21 protein-coding genes and 1 other RNA gene are annotated in these 22,806 nt (G+C 65.8%); 10 read left to right on the forward strand and 12 right to left on the reverse strand.

Annotation, left to right across the window (positions count from 1 at the left end):
• Positions 1-154: 154 nt before the first annotated feature.
• The 5 genes from C5L14_RS06510 (at position 155) to C5L14_RS06530 (ending at position 6,172) form a co-directional block, all read left to right on the forward strand.
• On the forward strand, positions 155-1,174 hold the full coding sequence (locus C5L14_RS06510) for an ABC transporter substrate-binding protein (protein ID WP_105861205.1): 1,020 nt from the start codon (positions 155-157) through the stop codon (positions 1,172-1,174).
• A gap of 229 nt (positions 1,175-1,403) precedes the next feature.
• Entirely contained in the window at positions 1,404-3,632 is a 2,229-nt protein-coding gene (locus C5L14_RS06515; RefSeq protein ID WP_105861206.1) for an ABC transporter permease, read from the forward strand.
• Positions 3,629-4,693: an ABC transporter ATP-binding protein gene (locus C5L14_RS06520; RefSeq protein ID WP_105861207.1), complete on the forward strand. Its 1,065-nt coding sequence runs from the start codon at positions 3,629-3,631 to the stop codon at positions 4,691-4,693. The genes C5L14_RS06515 and C5L14_RS06520 overlap by 4 nt, the downstream gene beginning before the upstream one ends.
• A gap of 140 nt (positions 4,694-4,833) precedes the next feature.
• Positions 4,834-5,649: an inositol monophosphatase family protein gene (locus tag C5L14_RS06525; RefSeq protein WP_105861208.1), complete on the forward strand. Its 816-nt coding sequence runs from the start codon at positions 4,834-4,836 to the stop codon at positions 5,647-5,649.
• A gap of 142 nt (positions 5,650-5,791) precedes the next feature.
• On the forward strand, positions 5,792-6,172 hold the full coding sequence (locus tag C5L14_RS06530; RefSeq protein ID WP_105861209.1) for a VOC family protein: 381 nt from the start codon (positions 5,792-5,794) through the stop codon (positions 6,170-6,172).
• 218 nt (positions 6,173-6,390) lie between these two features.
• On the opposite strand, the gene C5L14_RS06535 is transcribed toward C5L14_RS06530, so the two are convergent.
• The 4 genes from C5L14_RS06535 to recR all read right to left on the reverse strand — a co-directional run bounded on the left by C5L14_RS06535 (position 6,391) and on the right by recR (position 9,153).
• Positions 6,391-7,443 (reverse strand): methylenetetrahydrofolate reductase, encoded by a 1,053-nt coding sequence (locus C5L14_RS06535; RefSeq protein WP_105861210.1) that lies wholly within the window; start codon positions 7,441-7,443, stop codon positions 6,391-6,393.
• The gene (locus C5L14_RS06540) at positions 7,440-8,063 is read right to left on the reverse strand and encodes a methylenetetrahydrofolate reductase C-terminal domain-containing protein (RefSeq protein WP_105861211.1); all 624 of its coding nucleotides are present in this window, start codon (positions 8,061-8,063) and stop codon (positions 7,440-7,442) included. The genes C5L14_RS06535 and C5L14_RS06540 overlap by 4 nt, the downstream gene beginning before the upstream one ends.
• Before the next feature lie 26 nt (positions 8,064-8,089).
• The gene (locus C5L14_RS06545) at positions 8,090-8,392 is read right to left on the reverse strand and encodes a virulence factor (protein WP_068283113.1); all 303 of its coding nucleotides are present in this window, start codon (positions 8,390-8,392) and stop codon (positions 8,090-8,092) included.
• 158 nt (positions 8,393-8,550) lie between these two features.
• Entirely contained in the window at positions 8,551-9,153 is a 603-nt protein-coding gene (gene recR, locus C5L14_RS06550; protein ID WP_105861212.1) for a recombination mediator RecR, read from the reverse strand.
• A 278-nt stretch (positions 9,154-9,431) separates the two neighbouring features.
• Here recR and C5L14_RS06555 point away from each other — a divergent pair, with 278 nt between their 5' ends.
• Positions 9,432-10,517: an HPP family protein gene (locus tag C5L14_RS06555; protein ID WP_105861213.1), complete on the forward strand. Its 1,086-nt coding sequence runs from the start codon at positions 9,432-9,434 to the stop codon at positions 10,515-10,517.
• A gap of 62 nt (positions 10,518-10,579) precedes the next feature.
• On the opposite strand, the gene C5L14_RS06560 is transcribed toward C5L14_RS06555, so the two are convergent.
• The 4 genes from C5L14_RS06560 to C5L14_RS06575 form a co-directional block, all read right to left on the reverse strand.
• Complete coding sequence (locus C5L14_RS06560) at positions 10,580-12,382, reverse strand: NAD(P)/FAD-dependent oxidoreductase (protein ID WP_105861214.1); 1,803 nt, start codon at positions 12,380-12,382, stop codon at positions 10,580-10,582.
• Between the two features lie 109 nt (positions 12,383-12,491).
• On the reverse strand, positions 12,492-13,565 hold the full coding sequence (locus C5L14_RS06565) for a 2,3-butanediol dehydrogenase (RefSeq protein ID WP_105861215.1): 1,074 nt from the start codon (positions 13,563-13,565) through the stop codon (positions 12,492-12,494).
• A gap of 162 nt (positions 13,566-13,727) precedes the next feature.
• Positions 13,728-15,623 carry a sigma-54-dependent Fis family transcriptional regulator gene (locus C5L14_RS06570; protein WP_105861216.1) on the reverse strand — a complete coding sequence of 632 codons (1,896 nt, stop codon included), beginning with the start codon at positions 15,621-15,623 and terminating at the stop codon, positions 13,728-13,730.
• Positions 15,624-15,821: 198 nt separating this feature from the next.
• Positions 15,822-17,234 carry a PLP-dependent aminotransferase family protein gene (locus tag C5L14_RS06575; RefSeq protein WP_105861217.1) on the reverse strand — a complete coding sequence of 471 codons (1,413 nt, stop codon included), beginning with the start codon at positions 17,232-17,234 and terminating at the stop codon, positions 15,822-15,824.
• 97 nt (positions 17,235-17,331) lie between these two features.
• Between C5L14_RS06575 and C5L14_RS06580 the strand changes: the two genes are divergently transcribed.
• From C5L14_RS06580 to C5L14_RS06590, 3 genes are read left to right on the forward strand one after another with little or no spacing between them, the layout of a single operon-like run.
• Positions 17,332-17,760, forward strand: a complete 429-nt coding sequence (locus C5L14_RS06580; protein ID WP_105861352.1) for a cupin domain-containing protein — start codon at positions 17,332-17,334, stop codon at positions 17,758-17,760.
• A gap of 1 nt (position 17,761) precedes the next feature.
• Positions 17,762-18,217 carry a carboxymuconolactone decarboxylase family protein gene (locus C5L14_RS06585; protein ID WP_105861218.1) on the forward strand — a complete coding sequence of 152 codons (456 nt, stop codon included), beginning with the start codon at positions 17,762-17,764 and terminating at the stop codon, positions 18,215-18,217.
• 35 nt (positions 18,218-18,252) lie between these two features.
• Positions 18,253-18,456 (forward strand): hypothetical protein, encoded by a 204-nt coding sequence (locus C5L14_RS06590; protein WP_105861219.1) that lies wholly within the window; start codon positions 18,253-18,255, stop codon positions 18,454-18,456.
• Between the two features lie 108 nt (positions 18,457-18,564).
• Here C5L14_RS06590 and C5L14_RS06595 read toward each other — a convergent pair whose 3' ends face one another.
• The 4 genes from C5L14_RS06595 to ffs all read right to left on the reverse strand — a co-directional run bounded on the left by C5L14_RS06595 (position 18,565) and on the right by ffs (position 21,287).
• Complete coding sequence (locus C5L14_RS06595) at positions 18,565-18,993, reverse strand: hypothetical protein (protein WP_105861220.1); 429 nt, start codon at positions 18,991-18,993, stop codon at positions 18,565-18,567.
• A gap of 10 nt (positions 18,994-19,003) precedes the next feature.
• Positions 19,004-19,327 carry a YbaB/EbfC family nucleoid-associated protein gene (locus tag C5L14_RS06600; protein WP_105861221.1) on the reverse strand — a complete coding sequence of 108 codons (324 nt, stop codon included), beginning with the start codon at positions 19,325-19,327 and terminating at the stop codon, positions 19,004-19,006.
• Between the two features lie 20 nt (positions 19,328-19,347).
• A complete protein-coding gene (locus tag C5L14_RS06605; RefSeq protein WP_105861222.1) occupies positions 19,348-21,135 on the reverse strand; it encodes a DNA polymerase III subunit gamma/tau in 1,788 nt (595 codons plus the stop codon).
• A 54-nt stretch (positions 21,136-21,189) separates the two neighbouring features.
• Positions 21,190-21,287: signal recognition particle sRNA small type (gene ffs, locus C5L14_RS06610), an RNA gene on the reverse strand.
• Between the two features lie 469 nt (positions 21,288-21,756).
• Between ffs and C5L14_RS06615 the strand changes: the two genes are divergently transcribed.
• Positions 21,757-22,797 (forward strand): DUF4167 domain-containing protein, encoded by a 1,041-nt coding sequence (locus C5L14_RS06615; protein ID WP_181161049.1) that lies wholly within the window; start codon positions 21,757-21,759, stop codon positions 22,795-22,797.
• Positions 22,798-22,806 lie beyond the last annotated feature (9 nt).

The raw sequence follows: 22,806 nt of genomic DNA on the forward strand, positions 1-22,806 counted from the left end.
CATGCGCAAGGGCCATGATTGGTTTCGCGCAATTTGGGTGGATTGCGCGGTAAATTCTCGTGCAAAAAACAGGATTGACAGGATGATCATGCTGGTGCAGCTTTTGCACGCGCGTGCAAAATAAGCAGAACAGCACGCCGCCTGGAGGAAATTCATGAAGAAGATACTCGCTGCCGCCGCGATCATCGCTGCCATGCTCCCGGCCGCCGCCCAGGCGGAGGGCTCCCTCAACCTGATCTGTGCCGCGGATGTCGCCGTCTGTGAGTTGCTGAAGAACCGGTTCGAAAAGGATAGCGGTATCGGCGTCAACATGGTCCGCCTGTCCTCGGGCGAGACCTATGCCAAGATCCGGGCCGAGGCCGCCAATCCCAAGACCGACATCTGGTGGGCCGGCACCGGCGACCCGCATCTGCAGGCCGCCCAGGAAGGGCTCACCCTCGAATATAAGTCCCCACTGCTCGATCAGCTCCAGGATTGGGCCAAGCGCCAGGCCGAGCAGTCGGGCTACCGCACCGTTGGCGTCTATGCCGGGGCGCTCGGCTGGGGCTACAATGCCGACCTCCTCGCCCAGAAGAAGCTGAAGGCGCCGGGCTGCTGGGCCGATCTGGCCGATCCATCCTTCAAGGGCGAGATCCAGATGGCCAACCCCAATTCCTCGGGCACGGCCTATACGGCGCTGGCCTCGCTGGTGCAGATCATGGGCGAGGACAAGGCCTTCGAGTACCTGGCCAAGCTCAATGCCAATGTCTCGCAATACACCAAGTCGGGCTCGGCCCCGGTGAAGGCGGCGGCGCGCGGGGAGACCACCGTCGGCATCGTCTTCATGCATGATGCGGTGACGATGACGGCCGAAGGCTTCCCGGTCAAAGCGGTGGCGCCCTGCGAGGGCACCGGCTACGAGATCGGCTCGATGAGCATCGTCAAGGGCGCGCGCAACCTCGACAACGCCAAGAAATTCTACGATTGGGCCCTCAAGCCGGAGATCCAGTCGCTGATGAAGGATGCCAAATCCTTCCAGATCCCCTCCAACAAGAACGCCGAGCTGCCGCCCCAGGCTCCTCGCTTCGAGGACATCAAGCTGATCGACTACGATTTCAAGAAATTCGGCGAACCCGCGACCCGCAAGGCGCTGCTGGAGCGCTGGGACCGCGAGATCGGCGCCAACGCAAACTGAACTGATCCGTTCTTCGCAATCGCGGGCGTCTCGCCTATCGCACCGTCATTGCGGGGTTGGCATGGGATTGGAGTGTCGATCTCCAGATCGACATTCTTGGAAGTGCGGAAGGAAGAAGTCGATCTGAAGATCGACACTCCATGCTTCCGACGTTTCGCCGGGCCAGGTCAACGCTGATGGGCTGGATGCCTGCGCTATCCCAAACCACCTCCTTTCCGAAAGGCCCGCCATGAACAGGCGCAACCGCCGCCTCGACTGGGTGCTCGCCCTGGCCGTTCTCGGCCTGGCGATCCTGCCCTGGTACAGACTTGAGGCTGGATTCTTCTCGACCGGATGGCTGACGGACTATCCGGCCGGCGCGAAGGCTGGGCCGGGACTGGTTCAGCTCGCCTTGCACGGGCGCTGGTGGCTGGCTCTGCCTTTGCTGGCGCTGGTGCCAGCCGCGCTGGCCCGATTCACGGCTCAGCCGGCGCTGCGAGCCCGGCTGCTCGTCGCCTCGGGTCTCGCCGGCGCGACCATCATGGTGGTCCAGGGCTTCGCCATCGCCTATTCGGGCTGGCGCTGGCCGGTGCTCGAGGCCTGGTTCGGGGTGCTCGGAACGGGGCAGGAAGCTTTCGGCGCCGGTGCGGCCACGCTGCTGACGGCCTTCCTGCTGCTGTTCAGTTTCGGCCTCGCCGAGCGCGGCGTTCTCAGGGGGGATGCCTTCGTGGTGTCGGCGATCACCATCCTGATCGCCCTGGTCGCCACCTTCGTGTTCTATCCGGTGGGCACCGTGCTGGTCGGCGCCTTCCAGGGCGTCGATGGCAGCTTCGATGCCGCGGGCTTCCTCAACACCCTGACCGACCCGTCGATCTGGACCCTGCGCTGCCTCACCGGCGGCGGGCGCTGCGGCGTCGCCTGGTCCACCCTGATGCTGGCCATCGCCACCGGCGCGGGTTCGACGCTGCTGGGCCTCGCCTTCGCTTTGGTGGCGACACGGACCCGCTTTCCCTTCAAGCGGGCGCTGCGGCTGCTCACCATCCTGCCGATCATCACGCCGCCCTTCGTGGTCGGCCTCGCCCTGATCCTGCTGTTCGGGCGTTCGGGCGTGGTCACCCAGGGGCTTGCCTACCTCTTCGACATTCCGCCCGGCCGCTGGCTCTACGGCCTCACCGGCATCTGGATCGCGCAGGTGCTCTCCTTCACCCCGATCGCCTTCCTGGTGCTGATCGGCGTGGTGCAGGGCGTCAGCCCGGCCATGGAGGAGGCGGCCCAGACCCTCAGGGCCGACCGCTGGCGCACCTTCGTCACGGTGTCGCTGCCGCTGATGCGGCCGGGCCTCGCCAATGCCTTCCTGGTCGGCTTCATCGAGAGCCTGGCCGATTTCGGCAACCCCATGGTGCTGGGCGGCAGCCACGGCGTGCTCTCCACCGAGATCTTCTTCGCCGTGGTGGGTGCCCAGACCGATCCGGCTCGGGCAGCCGTGCTCGCCCTCATCCTGCTCTCCTTCACCCTCACCGCCTTCGTCGCCCAGCGGCTCTGGCTCGGCGGCAGGAATTTCACCACCGTTACCGGCAAGGGCGATTCGGGCCAGCATGCCGGGCTCAGCCGTGGGGTCGCGGCACTTTCCATCGGCGTGGTCTCCGTGTGGTCGGCCTTCACGCTGGTGGTCTATGCCATGATCCTGTTCGGCGGTTTCGTGAAGACCTGGGGGCTCGACCATAGCCTCACGCTCGAGCATTACAGCCGCGCCTTTGCGGTGACCTTCAGCCAGGGCTCGATACTGTGGAGCGGCGTCGCCTGGGGCTCGTTCTGGACGACGATGGAGATCGCCCTGATCTCGGCTCCGCTGACGGCGGTGGTCGGTCTCCTCACCGCCTATCTGATCGTGCGGCAGAATTTCGCCGGGCGCTCTGTCTTCGAATTCGCCCTGATGATGAGCTTCGCCATTCCCGGAACTATCATCGGCGTTTCCTATGTCTTCGCCTTCAACCTGCCGCCGGTGGAGATGACGGGCACGGCGCTGATCCTGATCATCTGCTTCGTCTTCCGCAACATGCCGGTGGGCGTGCGGGGCGGCGTGGCGGCGATGAGCCAGATCGACCGAAGCCTCGACGAGGCTTCGCTGACGCTGGGCGCGAACTCCTTCACTACGGCGCGGCGCGTGATCCTGCCGCTGCTCCGCCCGGCGATCGTCGCCGCCCTGGTCTACAGCTTCGTGCGCTCCATCACCTCGATCAGCGCCGTGATCTTCCTGGTGAGCGCCCAGTACAACATGGCGACCGCCTATATCGTCGGTCTGGTCGAGAACGGCAGTTACGGTGTCGCCATCGCCTATTCCAGCGTGCTGATCGTGGTGATGATCGCCGTGATCGGCGGCTTCCAGGCCCTGGTCGGCGAGCGCCGGCTGCGCCGCGAGGACCGCGTCGCCGGTGTGCCGGCCAGATCCACACCCAGACCTCAGGAGAAGGCGGCATGAGTATCGATATCAGGCCTGGCTCGGTCACCTTTCAGAATGTGCGCAAGAACTTCGGAGCGGTGACGGCCATTGCCGATCTGTCGCTCACGATCGAACCAGGCACGCTCGTGACCCTGCTCGGCCCTTCCGGCTGCGGCAAGACGACGACCTTGCGCATGATCGCCGGGCTCGAACATCCCAGTGCCGGCCGCATCAGCATCGGCGGCAAGGACGTCACCGCCCTGCCGGCCAATGAGCGCGACGTCTCGATGGTCTTTCAGTCCTATGCCCTGTTCCCGCATATGAGCGTGGCCGATAATGTCGCGTACGGCCTGATATCATCCGGCCTGCGCAAGGCCGAAGCGCGCGAGAAGGCGGCCGACGGCCTGGCCTTGGTGGGGCTGGCCGGCTATGGCGAGCGCCTGCCGAGCGAATTGTCGGGTGGCCAGCAGCAGCGCGTCGCCGTGGCGCGCGCCCTCGTGGTCGAGCCGCAGGTGCTGCTGCTCGACGAACCGCTCTCCAATCTCGATGCCCGGCTGCGCCGGCGGGTGCGCACCGAGATCCGCGAGCTCCAGCAGCGCCTGGGCTTTACCGCCGTCTACGTCACCCATGACCAGGAAGAGGCGCTGGCCGTCTCGGACACGGTCATCGTCATGCATCAGGGCCGGATCGCCCAGGCCGGTACGCCGCGCGAGCTCTATGAGGCGCCGGCCTCCGCCTTCATCGCCGATTTCATCGGCGAAGCCAATGTGGTGCCTTGCGAGGTGACGCGCGTGGCCGATGGCCGGGCCGAGATCCGGGTCGGCGAGGGCGGGCATGCGCTGGCCGCGCGGGGGCTGGCCGTCGGCCCCGCCAAGCTCGCCATCCGTCCCAATGCCATGACCCTGCGCGAGGCCGCCGGGGCCATGCTGTCGGGCCGGGTGCTGCACGCGGCCTATCTCGGCGACCATGTCGAATACGAAATCGAGACCAAGGCCGGCCCGATCTTCCTCATCGATTCCGGCACCGACCGCATGCTCGCGCCGGGGACAGCCATCGGCGTCGACCTGCATGACCGCGGCCTCGCCTTGGTGCCGGAATGAGGATGGTCCGTGGAAGCCTGTCATCGAGCGTCGCGAAGCAATCCAGCCGGCCACGGGCTCATCCTCCGGATTGCTTTGCGACGCTCGCAATGACGGCTGGCCATAGCCTTCATATATTTCAGGTCCTTCAGGAATTGCCCATGACATCGCCTGCCGCCGCCGACATCGCCGCCCGCCTCGATCTTGCCCGGGACATCTCCCGGGAGGCCGGCCTCCTGGCGCTGTCCTTCTTCAACGACCGCGATACGCTCGCCGTCGAAACCAAGGCCAATGCGCAGGACGTGGTCTCGGCCGCCGACAAGGCCAGCGAGCGGCTGCTGCGCGAGCGCATCCGCGCCGTTTTTCCGGACGACAGCCTGCTCGGCGAAGAATATGGCCTCAGCGAAGGCAGCTCCGGTTATTGCTGGGTGATGGATCCGGTCGACGGCACCAGCCCCTTCGTGTTCGGCCTGCCGTCCTGGTGCGTCTCGGTGGCGGTCACGCACGGCACCGACACGGTCGTCGGAGTGATCTATGCGCCGGTGCGCGACGAACTCTATGCGGCGGCCCTCGGCCAGGGGGCGACGCTCAACGGCACCAGCCTGCGGCTTTCGGACCAAAGAAGCCTGGTCGACGGCGTGCTCGGGGTGGGCGCCAATCACCGCGTGGCGCCGGAGACCATCACCGGCTTCCTCAACGCCCTCCTGCATGAGGGCGGCATGTTCATCCGCAACGGCTCGGGTGCGCTGATGCTGGCCTATGTCGCGGCGGGGCGGCTGGTCGGCTATTACGAGCCGCACATGAACGCCTGGGACTGCCTGGCGGGCCTGTGCCTCATCAGCGAGGCGGGCGGCCGGACGGAGAATTTCCTCACCCATGGCGATCTCGCCCGCGGTGGTCGGGTGATCGGTTCGGCCCCGGGGGCCTGGGATGGCTTGATGGAACTGGTGGATCAGGCCGGGACTGTCGCAGCGTGACGGCGCGCCCGAGGAGGCGGGCTTAGTCCGCTTCTCGGATCCATCACCTTCGCCGACGGGCCGAGCCGGAGGCCTTCGCTCCTGACAAAAACTGGCAGGGTAGAGCGCTAGTCTTTCCTCGTCGCAACCGAGGACCAAGAGAATGCCCGCCTCCTTCAAATCCAGCTATGCCCTGCTGATGGTCGACAGCCCGCTGCGCAGCACCGCCTTCTATCGCGACCTGCTCGGCCTCGAGCCCATCGAGAAGCAGGCCACCTTCGCCCTGTTCGCCCTCGAGACCGGTCTGATGCTCGGCCTCTGGTCGAAGCATACGGCCGAGCCCGCGCCGGGTGCGCCAGCCGGCGGCGTCGAGATCGGCTTCAAGGTCGCGAATGCCGCCGCCGTCGATGCTGCCTATGGCCAATGGCTCGAAACGCGCGATGTGCGCGTCGCCCAGAAGCCCATCGATCTCGATTTCGGCCGCACCTTCGTGGTGCTCGATCCCGACGGCCACAGGCTGCGCGTGTTCTCGACGCCGGAATAGGGCCACCGAAGACAGGCCCGACGCCCATATGTGTCTAACTTAGCGAGGATTGTCGCGCGTCTGGTGGGTCGATCTCCCGATCGACCATCTGAGAAACGCTGTGCTCGCCGACGGGACGAATGCCGATCCCGCTCCATCATTTGATGGAACTGCGAAGACCGGCACACCGCGTTTCCCGCGCATTCTCGCTAAGTCAGCGAATAGGGTGGCCTTCGTCTCTACGGCGTCGCCACGATCTCCTCATGCGGGATCGGGCTCGGGGCCATGTCGCGGCGCCAGGGCGTGCGGCCGGCGAGCACGCCGGATTCATGCACGATCTCGGCGACATATTCCTCCTGGCGGTAGGCCATCACATGCACCCCGGCGACACCCCTGATCTCGCGGACCTGCTGGATGATGTCGATGCACAAGCGCTTGCCTTCCTCCTTCTGATCCTGCGCGCCTTCCAGGCGCTTGATCACGTCGTCGGGCACGTGCACGCCGGGCACGTTGGAGCGCATCCATTTGGCCGTGCGGGCGGAGGCAAGCGGGCCGACACCGACCATGATGAAGCACTTCTCGTGCAGACCCATGTCGCGGATGCGCGCCATGAAACGTTCGAGCAGGGGAATGTCGAAGCAATATTGGGTCTGGATGAACTGCGCGCCGGCCTGGATCTTCTTGGCCAGGTTGATCGGCCGGAAATCATAGGGCGGCACGAAGGGATTGGCCGCCGCGCCCAGGAACATGGCGGGCGGCGTGGTGATCTTGCGGCCCGACAGGAAGCGCTGCTCGTCGCGCATGGTACGGATGGTGGACAGCAGGGCAGTCGAATCAAGGTCGAAGACCGGCTTGGCCTCGGGATGGTCGCCGCTCTGCACGCCGTCGCCGGACAGGCAGAGCACGTTGCACACGCCGAGCGCCGCCGCACCGAGGACATTGCCCTGGATGGCGATGCGGTTGTAGTCGCGGCAGGAAATCTGGAACACCGGCGAATAGCCGACACGGGTCAACAGGGCGCAGATCGCTACCGAGGACATGTGGCAGTTGGCGCCGGAGCCGTCGGTGGCGTTGATGGCATCGACCCAGCCCTCGAACGGCTTCACTCGTTCGAGCACGTCGTCGGGATTGGCCGAATCGGGTGGGTTGAGCTCGGCCGTGACGGCGAATTCGCCGCGGCGCAGCACGCGCTCGAGACGTCCGCGCGAGGTATGGCCCGGCAGTTCGGGCAGGGGCGCCGCCGGATGAGGGCCGAAATCGTCGGGATGGGGCAGCCTGGTGTCGATCGTCATGGCTTGCCTCCGCTCGCCGCGGCCGCAGTGGACTTGGCTGCCGCAGCGGATTTCTCGGCTGCAGCCTTGGCCTTGGCGGCGGCCGCCGCTGCCGCCTTCTCCGCCGCGATCCTGGCATTGTAGCCGGATTTTTCGCGGGCAACGGAGAGCCAGGAGGACTGCCCCTTCAGCCGGTGATCGACCGGTGCCTGCGGCACCTCGATGGCGCTGCCGCCGGCCATGTTGCGCGAGCCCTCATAGGCCTTGACCCAGACGCAGGGCATGTCGGCATAGACCTCGCAATTGCCATTGGCCCTGACGCCGCCGCAGGGACCGTTGCGCAGGCCCTTGGGGCAATTCATCGGGCAGGACATGCCGGTGGAAGAGAGAGCGCATTGGCCGCACATCTTGCAGTCGAACAGGCTCGACTTGACCAGCTTCTCCACCTTGGCCACCGGCTTTTCCAGCCTGTCCCAGCCGATCGCCGTGAACAAGGGCGAGAGCTTGACCAGCGTCCACTCGACGCCGTGATAGATCCGTTCCATCGCGGCGGAATGGCGGATGGCCCAGAAGCGCAAGGCGAATTTCTTCGCGTCGCGCGGTGGCTTTCCGGTGGCTTCGAAGGCAGCGGGCGTGCGCATGTCTCAGGGAACTCGCGTTGGGGCGATCAGCGGTTTTCTCTGCCGCCATTCTTGGCAAGAGCCGCCAGCCGTTCCTTGTCGTATTCCGCCTCGATCTTGGCCGCCGCCGCCGAAACTTCCGCTTCGAGGTCGTCGCCGCACTCGATCGGGGGGCTGCGGTGGAACTCGGCGAGATAATCGTCCGTGCCGGCGGCACCGCCGCGCATCGCCGCCATGTCGACGGCCTCGCCGAAGCGCGAGCTCAGTTCGCGCTTGGCGCTGGTGCGGCCCTGCTTGGCCACCACCATGGTGGGAATGTCGCGCCAATAGGTGACGATGAGCTGGGGCATTGGGGATTCCTATATGGATGTCATCCCGTGCGCATTGCTGCGCGGAGTGCCGCGATGCAGACACGGGACCGGGTGAAGAATGGACCGCCTTTCTCGTCCTGCGGTCCCGGATCTGCGACGCATCACTGCGTGCTGCATCGCGTCCGGGATGACAGGCCTCAAAACGGCGTCCGGCTGCGGATCGCGGCAGCCAGGGTGCCCTCGTCGAGATAGTCAAGCTCGCCTCCGACCGGCACGCCATGCGCCAGTTTCGTCACCTTGACGCCCGTGGGGGCCAGAAGGTCGGTGACGTAATGGGCGGTGGTCTGGCCGTCGACCGTGGCATTGAGGGCGAGAATCACCTCGGAGACGCCGCCCTCGGCGACGCGTGCGACCAACCTGTCGATGGTGAGATCTTCGGGGCCGACGCCATCGAGCGGCGAGAGCGTGCCGCCGAGCACATGGTAGCGGGCATTGACGACGCCGGCCCGTTCCAGGGCCCAGAGATCGGCGACATCCTCGACGACCACCAGGAGCGTGTTCTCGCGCCGGGGATCGCTGCACAAGGTGCAGGGGTCGCAGGTGTCGATATTGCCGCAGTTCGAGCAGACCACCACGCGCTCGCAGGCGATCTGCAGGGCCGAGGACAGCGGCACCATCAACTGCTCGCGCTTCTTGATCAGCGTCAGCGCCGCCCGGCGGGCCGAACGCGGCCCGAGCCCGGGCAGGCGCGCGAGCAGCTGGATCAGGCGTTCGATTTCGGGGCCGGTGACGGATGCCATGATGTCCAGATAGGTGATTTGTGGACGAGGTGCGAGGGGAGAGTGGAAGTGTCGGCAGGTTTTGTGCGTGGATCCCGGGAGCGCGGAGGTCCTCGTCCGCTTCTTCTCACCCTGAAGGCGCAATGTTTCCCGGAGGCGGACAAGGATGTCCGCGCTCCCGGGAAACACTGCGTCCTTTCGTACCTTGAATGCCTGCTGCCTAAGCTTTAAGCACCTATCGCTTCGCGATATATCGCGCCCAGGGCGGACCACGCCCATCCTATCTGCCGGGTCAAGCTATGGCGTTTCTTCCCTTCAAGCTGTTCGTGCCGATCCTGGCCGGCGCCACCCTGCGCGACCGGCTGTTCGCCAGCCTGGGCGCCATCGCGGGCATCGGCTTGACCGGCCTGGTCTGCACGCTCGTCTTCGGCCGCGATCCGCATCTGCCCTTCATCGTCGCTCCCGTCGGCGCTTCGGCCGTGCTGCTCTTTGCCGTGCCGGCCAGTCCGCTGGCCCAGCCTTGGTCGATCATCGGCGGCAATACGCTTTCGGCGCTGTGCGGCATCGCGGTCACCCGGTTCGTGCATGAGCCGATGCTGGCCATCGGCTTGGCGGTCGGCCTCGCCATAGCTGTGATGTCGCTGACGCGTTGCCTCCATCCGCCGGGCGGGGCCGCCGCCCTGACGGCGGTGATCGGCGGACCGGCGGTGGCCGCCGCCGGCTTCGGCTTTGCCCTGGTGCCGGTCTGCCTCAACTCGACATTGCTGGTGACGCTGGGCTGGCTGTTCCACCGCTTTTCCCGCCATCCCTATCCGCATGTGCCGGCCTCCGCCCCGGCCAGCACGCACGGTACCGCCGATCCCGCGCCTTCCCTGAGGGTGGGCTTTCGCGACGAGGATATCGAGGGGGCGCTGAGCGATCTCGGCGAGACCTTCGACATCGATCGCCAGGACCTCGACCGCCTGCTGCGGCGGGTCGAGCAGCGGGCGTTGTCGCGCTCCCATGCCGATCTCACCTGTGCCGACATCATGTCGCGCGACATCGTCACCGTCGAGCCCGAAGCCAGCGCCGAAACGGCCATCAGGCTCCTGCTGGAGCATAATGTCCGCACCCTGCCGGTGATCGACTTCCACGACCGCGTGGTGGGCACGGTGGGCCTGCGCGACCTCGCCGGGCCGGTAAAGCAGGTCGGCGAGGTGATGACGCTGCCCACCCTTTCCACGCCGGAAGCGCCGGCCCTCGGGCTGGTGCCCGCCCTCACCGACGGCACCGCCCATGCCGTCGTCGTCGTGGACGACGACAAGCGCATTGCCGGGCTCGTCACCCAGACCGACCTGCTCGCCGCTCTGTCGAGCCTGTCGGCACGGGAAGGATGGGGGCGCTGATTGCGGGCGGCGCGACATCAGCACAGTCGCCTCACCGCCTCACGGCGTGGCCGGCATCCAGCTCAGGACAGATGGTGCCGTTCCTGAATCTTGTAGACCGGTGTCGGGATCGCCTCCTTGCGGGCCTTGAGCTGCAGGGACAAATAGAGTGAATAATGGCGCGACTGGTGCAGGTTGCCGCCATGGAACCATAGGGCCTCCTGCTGCGTGGGCTTCCACATGTTGCGCTGCTCGCCTTCCCACGGCCCGGGGTCCTTGGTGGTATCAGAGCCGAGGCCCCAGCACTTGCCGACCTTGTCGGCCACTTCCTTGGAGATCAGATCGGCGGCCCAGCCATTCATCGAGCCATAGCCGGTGGCATAGACGATGAGATCGGCGGGTAGTTCCCGGCCGTCCTCCAGCACCACGCCGCCCTCGCTCAATTCGCGGATGCCGACACCGCTGACCAGCTTGACCCGGCCATCCGCCACCAGGTCGCAGGCGCCGACGTCGATGTAATAGCCCGAGCCGCGGCGCAGATATTTCATGAACAGGCCGGAATCGTCATCGCCGAAATCGAGCATGAAGCCGGCCTTTTCGAGCCTCTTGTAGAACTCGGCGTCCTTCTCGCGGATCTTGTTGTACACGGGCACCTGGAACTCGTGCAGGATGCGATAGGGCAGCGAGGCGAAGATCAGATCGGCCTTGCGGGTGGTCATGCCTGCGGCCACCGCGCGCTCCGAATAGAGGTCGCCGAGCCCGATCTCCATCAGCGAGTCCGATTTCACGATATGTGTGGAGGAACGCTGCAGCATGGTGACGTCGGCGCCGCCTTCCCACAAGGCCGCGCAGATGTCGTGGGCCGAGTTGTTGGAGCCGACCACCACCACCCTCTTGCCGCGATAGGCATCCGGGCCGGGATGAGTGGAGGAATGCTGCTGCTCGCCCTTGAAGATGTCCTGGCCCTTGATTTTCGGCACGTTGGCCTTGCCCGACATGCCGGTGGCGAGCACCAGCTGCTTGGGCTTCAAGGTGATCTCGCGGCCGTCCCGCTCGACGATCACGGTCCATTCCTTGGTCGTTTCGTCGAAGCTCGCGGATTTGCAGGTGGTGGAGCTCCAATAGTTCAGCTCCATTACCTTGGTATACATCTCCAGCCAGTCGCCGATCTTGTCCTTCGGTGCGAAAACCGGCCAATTCTCGGGGAAGGGGATGTAGGGCAGGTGGTCGTACCAGACCGGATCGTGCAGGCAGAGCGACTTGTAGCGCTTGCGCCAGCTGTCGCCCGGGCGCTCGTTCTTCTCGATGATGATGGTCGGTACGCCGAGCTGCCGCAGCCGGGCGCCGAGGGCGATGCCGCCCTGGCCGCCGCCGATGATGACGACATAGGGCTGCTCGGTGAAGCCCAGTTCCGAAGCCTCGGCTTCGCGCTTCTCCTTCCAGGTCTTGCGGGCGGGATCGCTGCCGTGCTCGGCGCCCATCGGACGGCGGAACCCCTTGGGCTCCTCATGGCCCTTCAGCTCGCTCATGGTGGTGAGAAGCGTCCAGATCAGGCCGTTCTTCAGGCGGATATGGCCATAGCCGCGTGCCACCTCCGTTTCGAACTCGAACCAGCCCTCGGTCACGCCATTGCCGTCGCTGGCAGCTTCGTCGGTATCCTGGCGGAAATGCCCGGGCTTGATGGCGGCGAGCTGCGACTTCAGCATTTCGCCGATGGCATCGCGCCCTTCCAGGGTGCGGATGTTCCAGGTGAAGGTCACCAGGTCTCGCCAATAGCAATCTTCCTGGAACAGGTTGACTGCGGCATCGATATCGCCGCTTGCGAGCGCCTTTTCGAGCTTGGCCAGAACCGCGTCCACCCTGGCCTGCGGACTTTGATCGAGCATGGTATTTCCTCCGGTTTATTGTGTTTGGTCGTGATTGTTACGTCGGGCAGAGAAGGAACGCTTGGTTGGTGTAACTCCTTGTTTCCGAGCCGGCCGCTCCGATCCGGCGTTATCCAGCCAGGTCGATCAGGATCTTGAGCTGTTCGCCGGCCGGGTCGAGCAGGGCGTCGAAGCCGTCTGTGACGGCCGCGTCGAGCGTGATCTTGCGGGTCACGACCTTCTTCGCCGGCAGCAGGCCGGAACTGATCAGGCGGATGACGCGCGGCCAGTAATGGGTGGGATAGGCCCAGGAGCCGCGAATATCGACATCCTTGAAGGTGACCTGGAACCAGTCGAGCGGATTCTCATGCGGATGCAGGCCGGTCTGGACCACCACGCCCTGCTTGCGCACGGCGTCGAGGCAGGCCTTGAGGGCATGTTCGTTGCCCACGCATTCGATCGCCACGTCGCAGCCGACCTTGCCTTCGCTGAGTCCGCGCACCACGTCGCCGGGATTGTCACGCTTGGGATTGATGGTGACGAGATCGGGCAGGGCCGCCTTGGCGAAGGCGAGGCGCTTGTCGTTGATGTCGGAGACGAAGAGCTGGGCGGCACCGGCGGCCCGCGCCGCCAGCAAGGTGAGCAGGCCGATCGGGCCGGCGCCGGTGACCAGCACGCTCGAGCCGGCGGTGACGCCTCCGCGGTCGCAGGCATAGACGGCCACCGCGCTGGGCTCGACCAGGGCCGCTTCCTCGTCGCTCAGCGCGTCGGGGATCTTCTGCACATTGTAGTCGTTGAGCAGGGCGTAGTCGGCCATGCCGCCGGAGATCCAGCTCAGCCCGGCCAAAGCGAGCAGGGGGCTCAGATGGAAGAGGCCGCGATCGGCGAAATAATCGCCCGAGCGCGGCATGATCAGCGGCTGCACCGAGACCCGGTCGCCCGGCTTCACCGCCTCGACCCCTGCGCCGACTGCCTCGACGACGCCGCCGAATTCATGGCCGAGCACCTGCGGACCGCTCGCCCCGCTGAAGGGATGCGGCTCGACCGGGATGAAGATGGGGCCATAGGCATATTCGTGCAGATCCGTGCCGCAGATGCCGACGAAACGATTGCGGATCAGAACCTGTCCGGGCGCCGGTTGTCCTGGCTTGGGCAGTTCTTCGAGCCGCAAATCCTTGGCGGCATGAAATCGCAGGGCCTTCATCCTTGTCTTCCTCCCCTGTTGCAGGTTGTTGGGCAGGAAGAGCAATCGCCGTGCCAACTGTCGGAAGCCGCGGCCTGGCGCGGTTTCCGGCTGCTTGGATACCCATCACCGTTGCACGGCGTGCAACGAATGCCACAGCTGTGGCAGGGCTGCTGCAACAGGTCAGTTGCGGTGGTTCAGGCCATGGCGTTTGATCTGGCGATGCACCGTGGACCGGTCGACGCCCAGGCTGCGTGCCGCCTGTGACACATTCCAATTGCAGCTGGCGAGCACGGCCTCGAGAGCGCCCCTTTGCGTATGCGGCTCCTCGCTCCTCTGCGGAAGCGCCCGCCGCAACAAGGCTTCGGGCAGGTCGCTCACTTCGATGACGCCATTGTGGCACAGCACCGCGGCCACCGAGACCACATTGTCGAGTTCGCGGATATTGCCGGGCCAGTGATAGGCCTTGAGCGCGAGCAGGGCCGCCGGCGCAACCGCCAGCGCCTCGCCGTTCATGCGGTGCTTGGCAAGGATCTTGTCGAGCAGCCAGACGAAATCGGATCGTTCGCGCAAGGCGGGCAGCACGAGCGTCGCGGCATTGAGCCGGTAGAGCAGGTCCTCGCGAAAGCCGCCATCCCTGGCGAGCGCCTCGAGCGGCCGGTTGGAGGCCGACACCACCCTGATGTCCAGCGGCTTGGCGCGCGAAGCGCCCACCGGCGTCAGCTCCCGCTCCGACAACACCCGCAGGAACCGGCTCTGGAGCGCCAACGGCATGTCGCCGATCTCATCGAGGAAGAGCGTGCCGCCATTGGCCTCCTCGATCAGCCCGATGCGCCCCCGCGGGGCCGCACCGGTGAAGGCACCCGGCAGATGGCCGAACAATTCGCTTTCGATCAGCGGCTCGGGGATCGCCGCGCAGTTCACCGCCACGAACTTGCCGGTCCGGCCGCTCGCCTCGTGGATGGCGCGGGCCAGATACTCCTTGCCCGTACCGGTTTCGCCCTGGATGAGGATCGAGACAGGCCGGGGCGCGAGCTTGGCGACCTTGGCCTGCAAGGCGGCAAGCTGGCCGTCGCCGCCGCTCAGATTGCGCAGCGAGGTGGGAATGTCGTGGCGTGCCCCTGCCGGCGAGCGCACGGCAATATTGGGCTCGATGGCATGGGCGAACAGGGCGTTGCCGTCGCGCGCGAAGACGAGGCGATCCTGCGGGCGATGCTGGCGCGTCAGATCGGGCAGGTCGTCAATGTCCATGTCGAAGAAGCGTGACAAGGGCTGGCCGATCAGGGCTTGCGGGTCGCGCCAGTCGAGATTGCCCGAGCGCGCCAGCACCTTGGCGCCGCCATTGGTCATGCCGATGATGCGGCCGGAACCGTCGATGGCGATGCCGGCTTCCGGGTCGACATCGAGAAATTCCGGGGAGCGTGAGAAGCGCAGCACCCATTCGCGGCTCGATTGCGCCATCAGATTGGCGAGCTCGATGCGCCGCACCGTGGCCGAGACGAGATGCAGGGCCAGGTTCTGGCTGGCCTTCTTGATCGGCGAGGAAAGCAGGGAGATGTCGAGCACCGCCGAGAGCCCGCCCTGAATATCGTAGATCGGAGCGGCGGTGCAGGAGAGCGGCGTGTGGGTATTGTCGAAATGGTCGGTCTGATGAATGGTCAGGGCCTCGCCGGCTTCGATGCAGGCGCCGACGGCGCAGGTGCCGGCCCGCGATTCCGACCATTCGGAGCCCAGATAGAGGCCGGCCTTGCGCAGATTGTTGTCGAACAGCGGGTCTCCGTAGAAATCCACAGTCACGCCGGCCCTGTCCGAGAGCAGCAGCACGTAGTTCTGCCCCGCCACCTGGCGGAACAGGCTTTCGAGGCCCGAGCGGGCGATCGTAATCAGTTCTTCCGATTGCTGGCGATGCTCGCGCAATTGGGTATCCGGCACGATGTAGGCCTCGCAGGCCTGGGCCGGATCCAATCGATGCTTGTTGATGCAGCGCAGCCAGCTTTGCACCACCGTGGCGTCGCGCATGGTCGCTGCGCCCAGGCCGACGCTTTCGATCTCGCGGATATGATCGACATGCGAAGCCATGAGAAGGTGCGGCCAGCCTCCCTTGGAAATGGGTTTCTTGATCCATCCGGATCAGAAACCATGTCGTCTTGCTTGGATCTTGCGTGGAACGCACCAGCTCGATCGAATTCCTCCCCGCGGCTTCGCTACTTCGCAGGCCGCAGGCTGCGCAGTGTGCACTAGTGCCGGCGAATGTAAACCGTCTTGGCGGCCTCGCGTTCAGCCATGGGCTGCGACCAGCGCCAGCAGCCGGTCGCAATCGGCTGCAAGGCTGTCGATATCGACATTGGTGACGCCCAGAAGCAGGCCGGCCCGGCGCGTGGCCTTGTACCAGGGCGAGAGCGCAACGGGAGCGAGCCCGAAAGGCAGGGCCTGCCGGGAAACGGCGACATCGTCCGTGGCGTCGGGCAGTTCGAGCAGCACGGCGAGGCCGCCATTGGCATGCACCGTCAGGCCAGGGCCGATGCGCTCGGCAAGGCAGGCGGCGAGGGCGTCGCGCCGGGTGGCGTAGAGGCGTTTCATCCGCCGCAGATGGCGGAGGTAATGGCCCTCCGCCAGGAAGCTCGCCACGGCTCGCTGGATCGAAGCCGCCGGCGCCGGCGCGAGGGCGGCGGCCACGTCGCCGAAGCGGGCCGCCAGTTGCGGCGGCACGACCAGGAAACCCAGGCGCAGCGCCGGTGTGATGGTCTTGCTGAAGGTTCCGGCATGCAGAACCCGGCCCTGCCGGTCGAGCGAAGCGAGGGCGGGCGCTGCCCTCCCCCTCAGTTGCAGCTCGCTGAGATAATCGTCCTCGACGATCCAGGCCTGCCGCGCCTGCGCCCAATCGAGCAGGGCAAGGCGCCTTTCGAGCGACAGGGTGAGGCCCAGCGGCGATTGCTGGCCGGGCGTGACCACCGCAAAGGCGGCATCCGGCGCGAGGCGGATGCCGGCAGCGACGTCGATGCCGTCCCGGTCGACCGGAACCGGCGTGACCGCGACCCGGGCCTGCTCCAGGGCGAGGCGTGTCAGGATGAAGGCGGGATCTTCGAGCCAGGCCTTGCGGCCGCCGAGCCCGAGGGCGCGCAGGATGAGACCGAGGCCGCCGGCATAGCCCGATGTCACCAGGATCTGGGCCGGCTCGCACTGGATGCCGCGCGCCAGCGCGAGATAAGCTGCGATTTCGCGCCGAAGCTCGATATGGCCGCGCGGGTCGGGATAGCTCACCGGCGCCGCGGCGGCGGCGCGGGCGCTGCGCGCCATGATGCGCGACCATAGCGAAAAGGGAAAGGCGTCCTGCGCTGGCACCCCCATCTGGAAGGTGGCGGGCGGGCGCTCGAAATCGGGAAAGAGTGCCGGCAGGGGCGTGGCTTCCGGCAGCCGGCCCGCGGCCTGCGGGCGGCTTGCCTTGTGGATCACGCGCGTGCCGGCCGCTCCCATGCCGGCGATCAGCTGCTCGTCGGCGAGCTTTTCATAGGCCACACGCACCGTGCCGCGGGCGACGCCGAGCTGGGCTGCGAGATCACGCCAGGACGGCAGGCGGACGCCGTTTCCCAGCCGGCCGTCGAGGATGGCGGCGGCGATGCTGCGATGGATCTGCACGGCCAGCGGAATCTGGGCGGCGCGATCGATGCTGATCTTGAAGGGCTCGTTCATGCGATCGAATGGTACAATATTTCATGCAATTCTTGGTGCTTTTTTGTGAGCCGAAAGAGAGCGATGTTCCGGCTATCGCAAGACAGGAACCAAGATGATGATCTCCAAAGCCTTTCTGCTCGGCACGGGCATTGCCCTCGCGGCCGTCCCCGCTCTCGCCCATTCGCCGCAATCGAGATCCGGCGGGGCCAGCGCCGCGCCGGTGTTCGAGCAGGCGCTGCCCAACGTGCCCGGCAAGACCATGACCAGCGTCCTCGTGCGCTATGCGCCCGGCGGCAAGTCGCCCGCGCATACCCATTCCAAGACGGCCTTCGTCTTTGCCTATGTGTTGTCCGGCTCGATCCGCAGCCAGGTCAATGGCGGGCCGGTCAAGGTCTATCGCGCCGGCGAGAGCTGGTTCGAGGAGCCGGGAGCCCACCATCAGGTCAGCGAGAATGCCAGCAAGACCAGGCCCGCCTCGCTGCTCGCCGTCTTCGTCGCCGATTCCGGCGACCGCAACCTCACCGTCTACGAACAGGAGAAGTGAAATGGCCCCGCGCCTCGATTACAACGCTGCCGCTCCGGCCGGCATGAAGGCCCTCGGCGGCGTCTATGGCTATGTCAGCCAGAGCCTGCCCCGCATGCTGGTCAACCTGGTCTATCTCAGGATCTCATTGATCAATGGCTGCGCCTATTGCATCGACATGCATTCGCGCGACCTGACCAAGGACGGCCTGCCCCAGGAAAAGCTGGTGCTGGTGCCGGTCTGGCACGAGGCCGGTGCCCTGTTCAGCGAACAGGAAAAGGCGGCATTGCGCTGGGCGGAGACGGTGACGAGCGTTGCCGAGACCGCCGTGCCCGAAGCCGAGTTCGAAGCCGTGCGGGCGGTGTTTTCCGAGAAGGAAGTCGCCGACCTCACCATCGCGATCGGCCTGATGAACGCCTATAACCGCCTAGCCATCAGCTTCCGCAACACGTCGGCTGCGGTGAAGGCGCTGGGGTAGCTGCCATGCTTTACGGCAAACGCAGGAATGCCGCCATGAATGATCCTATGCCTCTTGGACGGGATAAAGCTGGTGGCGCCATTGCCCAGGAAAAAGAGGAACGAGCGATGCGGCTCGTCAGACTCAGAGAAATGGTAAACGCGTCCATAGAAGAGGGTGGCGTTCTGTCCGATGAAGAAATCATTCGGGTTCTGGATGCTGCCGCTGCTGAGTTGACCGCCGAGGGCAGAGCGCGGTGATGGTCTGCCCGCTGGCTCCCGTCGGCTCGTGTTGGCCAGTTCGTTGGCCAATGCGGGCCAGCTATCCTGGCAAGGAGACCAGCCAATGCGTGTCGGCATGGCCAACTGCTATTGGTTGATGGCTTTCTCGACCGCTCCGACGATTTTCTCGATGGAAACCGTCCAAATCCCTGCCTTGTCGCCATCGAAAGCGGTTTTCCATTCGCGATATCCCTCCTGAAACGAGGGATCGGATTTGCCGGTGCCAATGAGTTTGAGCACGCTGCCATCCAATGAAGCTTGGGACAGCGGCAGATGCTGCAGCGTATCTGAAATTCCGCCGGCGATCTTGGGGTTCTTGACCTTCACGCCCTTGATGGTGACGTGATAGATCTTTCCCAGAGTGCGGGCGTCCTCGATCTTATCGATGATCACACGCGAGTTTTCTTCGCCCGCCCGCGTGCGATAGGACCAGATCTGGCCGACGGCATAATTGGCGGCCTGCGCCATTGTCGTCATGGCGATCCCCAGCAAAACTGCCAGCAAGGCCCGCCACATCGATATGATCTCAGAACGGCAGCTTCATGCCGGGTGGGATGGGAAGGCCGGCCGTGATCGAGCCCATCTTTTCCTGGGTCAGGCGGTCAGCCCGGCCACGCGCATCGTTATGGGCGGCGAGGACGAGATCCTCGACGATTTCCTTTTCCTCGGCCTTGAGCAGCGATGCGTCGATGTCGACGGCCTTCATCTCGCCCTTGGCGGTGAGGCGCACCTTGACGAGACCGCCGCCGGCCACGCCCTCGACCTCGGTCTGTTCCAGTTCGGCCTGCAGGGACTGCATCTTGGCCTGCATGGCCTGAACCTGCTTCATCATGCCCATCACGTCTTTCATGGGAACTCCTGTTCCTGTGTTCAGATGTCGTCGGCCGAGTAGGACGCGGCCTCCTCGGCATCGTCGGGATCGCCGCCATCGTCGGGCGCCGGCGCCAGGGATTGCGTCTCCACCGGGGCATTGTCCCGGATGTCGACGATCTCCGCGCCGGGAAAGCGCTCCATCACGGCACGGACGAAGGGATCGGCCCTGATCCCCGAGAGCACGGCGGCCTGCCGCGCTTCGGCGAGCTCGCGCAGGGTCGCCTCGCCCTTTTCCGAGGACAGCACCACCAGCCAGCGCTTATTGGTCCAGTCCGATAATTTGCGCGAGAGATCGTTGACCAGGCCCTGTGGCGAGCCGGGCTCGAGGGCGATGTCGAGGCGGCCATCGGCGAAGGCCACCAGCCGCACGAACCGCTCCAGCGCCAGCTTGAGCGGCAGGTCGCGCTTTTCCATGGCAAGGGCGACGATCTCGGCGAAGCTGGCGAGCGCGCGGCTGGGCTGCCCGGCCGAGGCCGGCTCGGGCGAGAGCGCCCGCTGCGGTTGCGGCTGGAACTGCGCCTGGGTGGCGGCCGTGATCAGCTGGGCCCGCGGGGCGGCCGGCGGGGATGCCGGCGGCGGTGCCGCAGGCCCGCGCGAGGGCAGGGCGCCACCACTCTCGGTGAACTGGCGGATGAGGTCGTCGGGCGAAGGCAGGTCGGCCGCATAGCACAGACGCGCCAGCACCATGTCGGCGGCAGCGAGCGGCTTGGCGGCGGTCTGCGTCTCGGGAATGCCCTTGAGGAGCATCTGCCACTGGCGCGTCAGCGCCTTGATCGAGAGCTTGCCGGCGAGCTCGGAGCCGCGCACCTTCTCCACTTCGGTTGCCGAAGGATCATTGGCAGCGGCCGGCGAAATCTTCACGCGCGTGACGAAATGGGTGAATTCGGCGAGCTCCGACAGCACCACCGCCGGATCGGCGCCCTGGTCGTACTGGGCGCGCAGTTCGTCGAGCGCCGAAGCGGCATCGCCGCGCATCACCGCCTCGAACAGGTCGATCACGCGCGAACGGTCGGCGAGGCCCAGCATGGCGCGCACGCTCTCGGCGTCGATCGTGCCGCCACCATGGGCGATGGCCTGGTCGAGCAGGGACAGCGAGTCGCGCACCGAGCCCTCGGCGGCCCTCGCGATCATCGCCAGCGCCTCCGCGTCGATCGAAACGCTTTCCTTCTCGCAGATCGCGCCGAGATGGCGCGCGAGCAGGCCGCTGTCAACACGCCTGAGGTCGAAGCGCTGGCAGCGCGACAGGATGGTGATCGGGACCTTGCGGATTTCGGTGGTGGCAAAAATGAATTTTACATGCGGCGGCGGCTCTTCCAGCGTCTTCAGCAACGCGTTGAAGGCCTGCGTGGTCACCATATGGACTTCGTCCATGATGAGGACCTTGAAGCGCGCCGAGACCGGGGCGTAGCGCACGCCGTCGGTGATCTCGCGAATGTTCTCGATGCCGTTATGGGACGCGGCGTCGAGCTCCATCACGTCGATGTGGCGGCTGTCGATGATGGCCTGACAGTGGCGGCCGAGACCCGGCATGTTGATGGTCGGCCTGCCGCCGCCTTCCGGCGGCTCGTAGTTGAGGCCGCGTGCCAGGATGCGCGCCGTCGTGGTCTTGCCGACGCCCCGGACGCCGGTGAGCATGTAGGCCTGGTGGATGCGCCCGGTCTCGAAGGCGTTGGAGAGGGTACGCACCATCGCGTCCTGGCCGATCAGGTCGTCGAAGGTCTGGGGACGGTATTTGCGGGCGAGGACGCGGTAGGGCTGGCTGTCGGTCGGCGTCGCGTCTTCCATCAATTCCCCCGAATCCCTGGAAGGGGTCCCTCGCGATCCGCTGCCACTGCATGAGGTAGGAGGTTGGACGAAGACCCGCAGCGGTCTCGTTGGGGCTGCTTCCTTCCGGACCTGACCCGGTTGGCGAGTGTTGCGTCCACCGCCAACCTCCCGCCGCGTATATGGGCCATCGCGGCGCGAATGACAAGCCGAGGTGCCAAAAAACCTCACAGGCCGCAAAATCTCGATTGGGCAGCATATTTTCTGTAAAAAGCGCCCAAGCTCTTTAAAAAGGGCTTGGACTTTGCCGCGCGAGCGACTATCTAGAGATACACAAATCGTTCGGGGCTGGCGTCGATAGTACGAGCCGGCTCGAGTGCAGATGCACTTTTAGTCGAACATCGAGCGAAGCGCTCGTTCGCCCTAACGATGGAAATGCCTATTCCGGTACCAAGAGCCAAGGTGGCGATCTGCCGGAGTGTGCTGCTGCGCCCGACGCAGGCGGAACCATGGTTTTCCTGACCCATGCATTGACTGCTGCGATGCAATGGCCATGACGAAGGTTCGCCGTCGCTTCGCGAGATTGCGCAGGTTTATAGCGGAGAATGAGATCAATCTATGAGGCAGGGACAGCAAAAGCGTATGCGTGGCCGTTCACGCGGCGGCAAGGGTCCGAACCCGCTGAGCCGGAGCTATGAGTCGAATGGCCCGGACGTGAAGGTTCGTGGAACCGCCGCCCATATTGCTGAAAAATACGTTCAGCTGGCGCGCGATGCCCAATCCTCCGGCGACCCGATCCTGGCCGAGTCCTATCTGCAGCATGCAGAGCATTATTTCCGCATCATCGCGGCGGCACAGCCCCAGTTTCCCAGCGACCAGACCTTCGGCCATGGTGCCGAGGACGAGGAAGACGGCGACGATGCCGATTTCGAGGGCCCGATCCCCTCGATGCCGCAGGGTTTCGGTACGCCGGCGAATCAGTTCGGCGGCGCGCAGGGCTTCGACGAGCAGCCGCGCCTGGTGCAGCCGGGACGTGACCGCAATTTCGGGGAGCGCGGCGAAGGCGGCCAGCCTTACCGCGAGCGCGAGCACCGTTTCCGCGACCGCAATGACCGTTTCAACGGCGAGCGCGGCCCGCGTGAGGAGCGCCAGCCGCGCGAGGACAGGCAGCCCCGCGAGGAGCGGCCTTATCGCGAGGAGCGCCAGCGCGACCGTCAGTTCGACGGACAGCCCAATGGCCAGGCGGCCGAGGGCGAGGGTGGTGGCGAGCCGCGCTTCAATCAGCGCCATGGCCGGCGCGACCGCCGCTTCGATCGTGGCGATCGTCCCTTCCGTGACCGCGCCAATGCCGGCGACGGGCCGCTTTTCAGCGAACGGGGGCAGGGCGAGCGCGGCGCGTTCCAGCCGGCACCGGTGGTGCCGGTCGACCAGCCCCAGCCGGATCTGCATGACGACCATGCCCTTTCCACCTTGCCCTCCTTCATCACCGGCACGCCGGCGGTGGCCCCCGCCGCCCCGGCACCTGCCGCAACGCTAGAAGCGGCTCCTGCAGCTGCTCCCGCAGCGGTGGAAGCCGAGGCTGAGGCTGCCGTCGCTCCGCGTCCGCGCAAGCGCCGTGTCTCGAAGAAGGCTGCCGCCGCAAGTGAAACGGCTGAAGCGAGCGCGGAAACCGCGAGCGAATAGGCGCCAAAC

The sequence above is a fragment of the Labrys okinawensis genome (assembly GCF_002982075.1).
GTDB lineage: Bacteria > Pseudomonadota > Alphaproteobacteria > Rhizobiales > Labraceae > Labrys > Labrys okinawensis_A.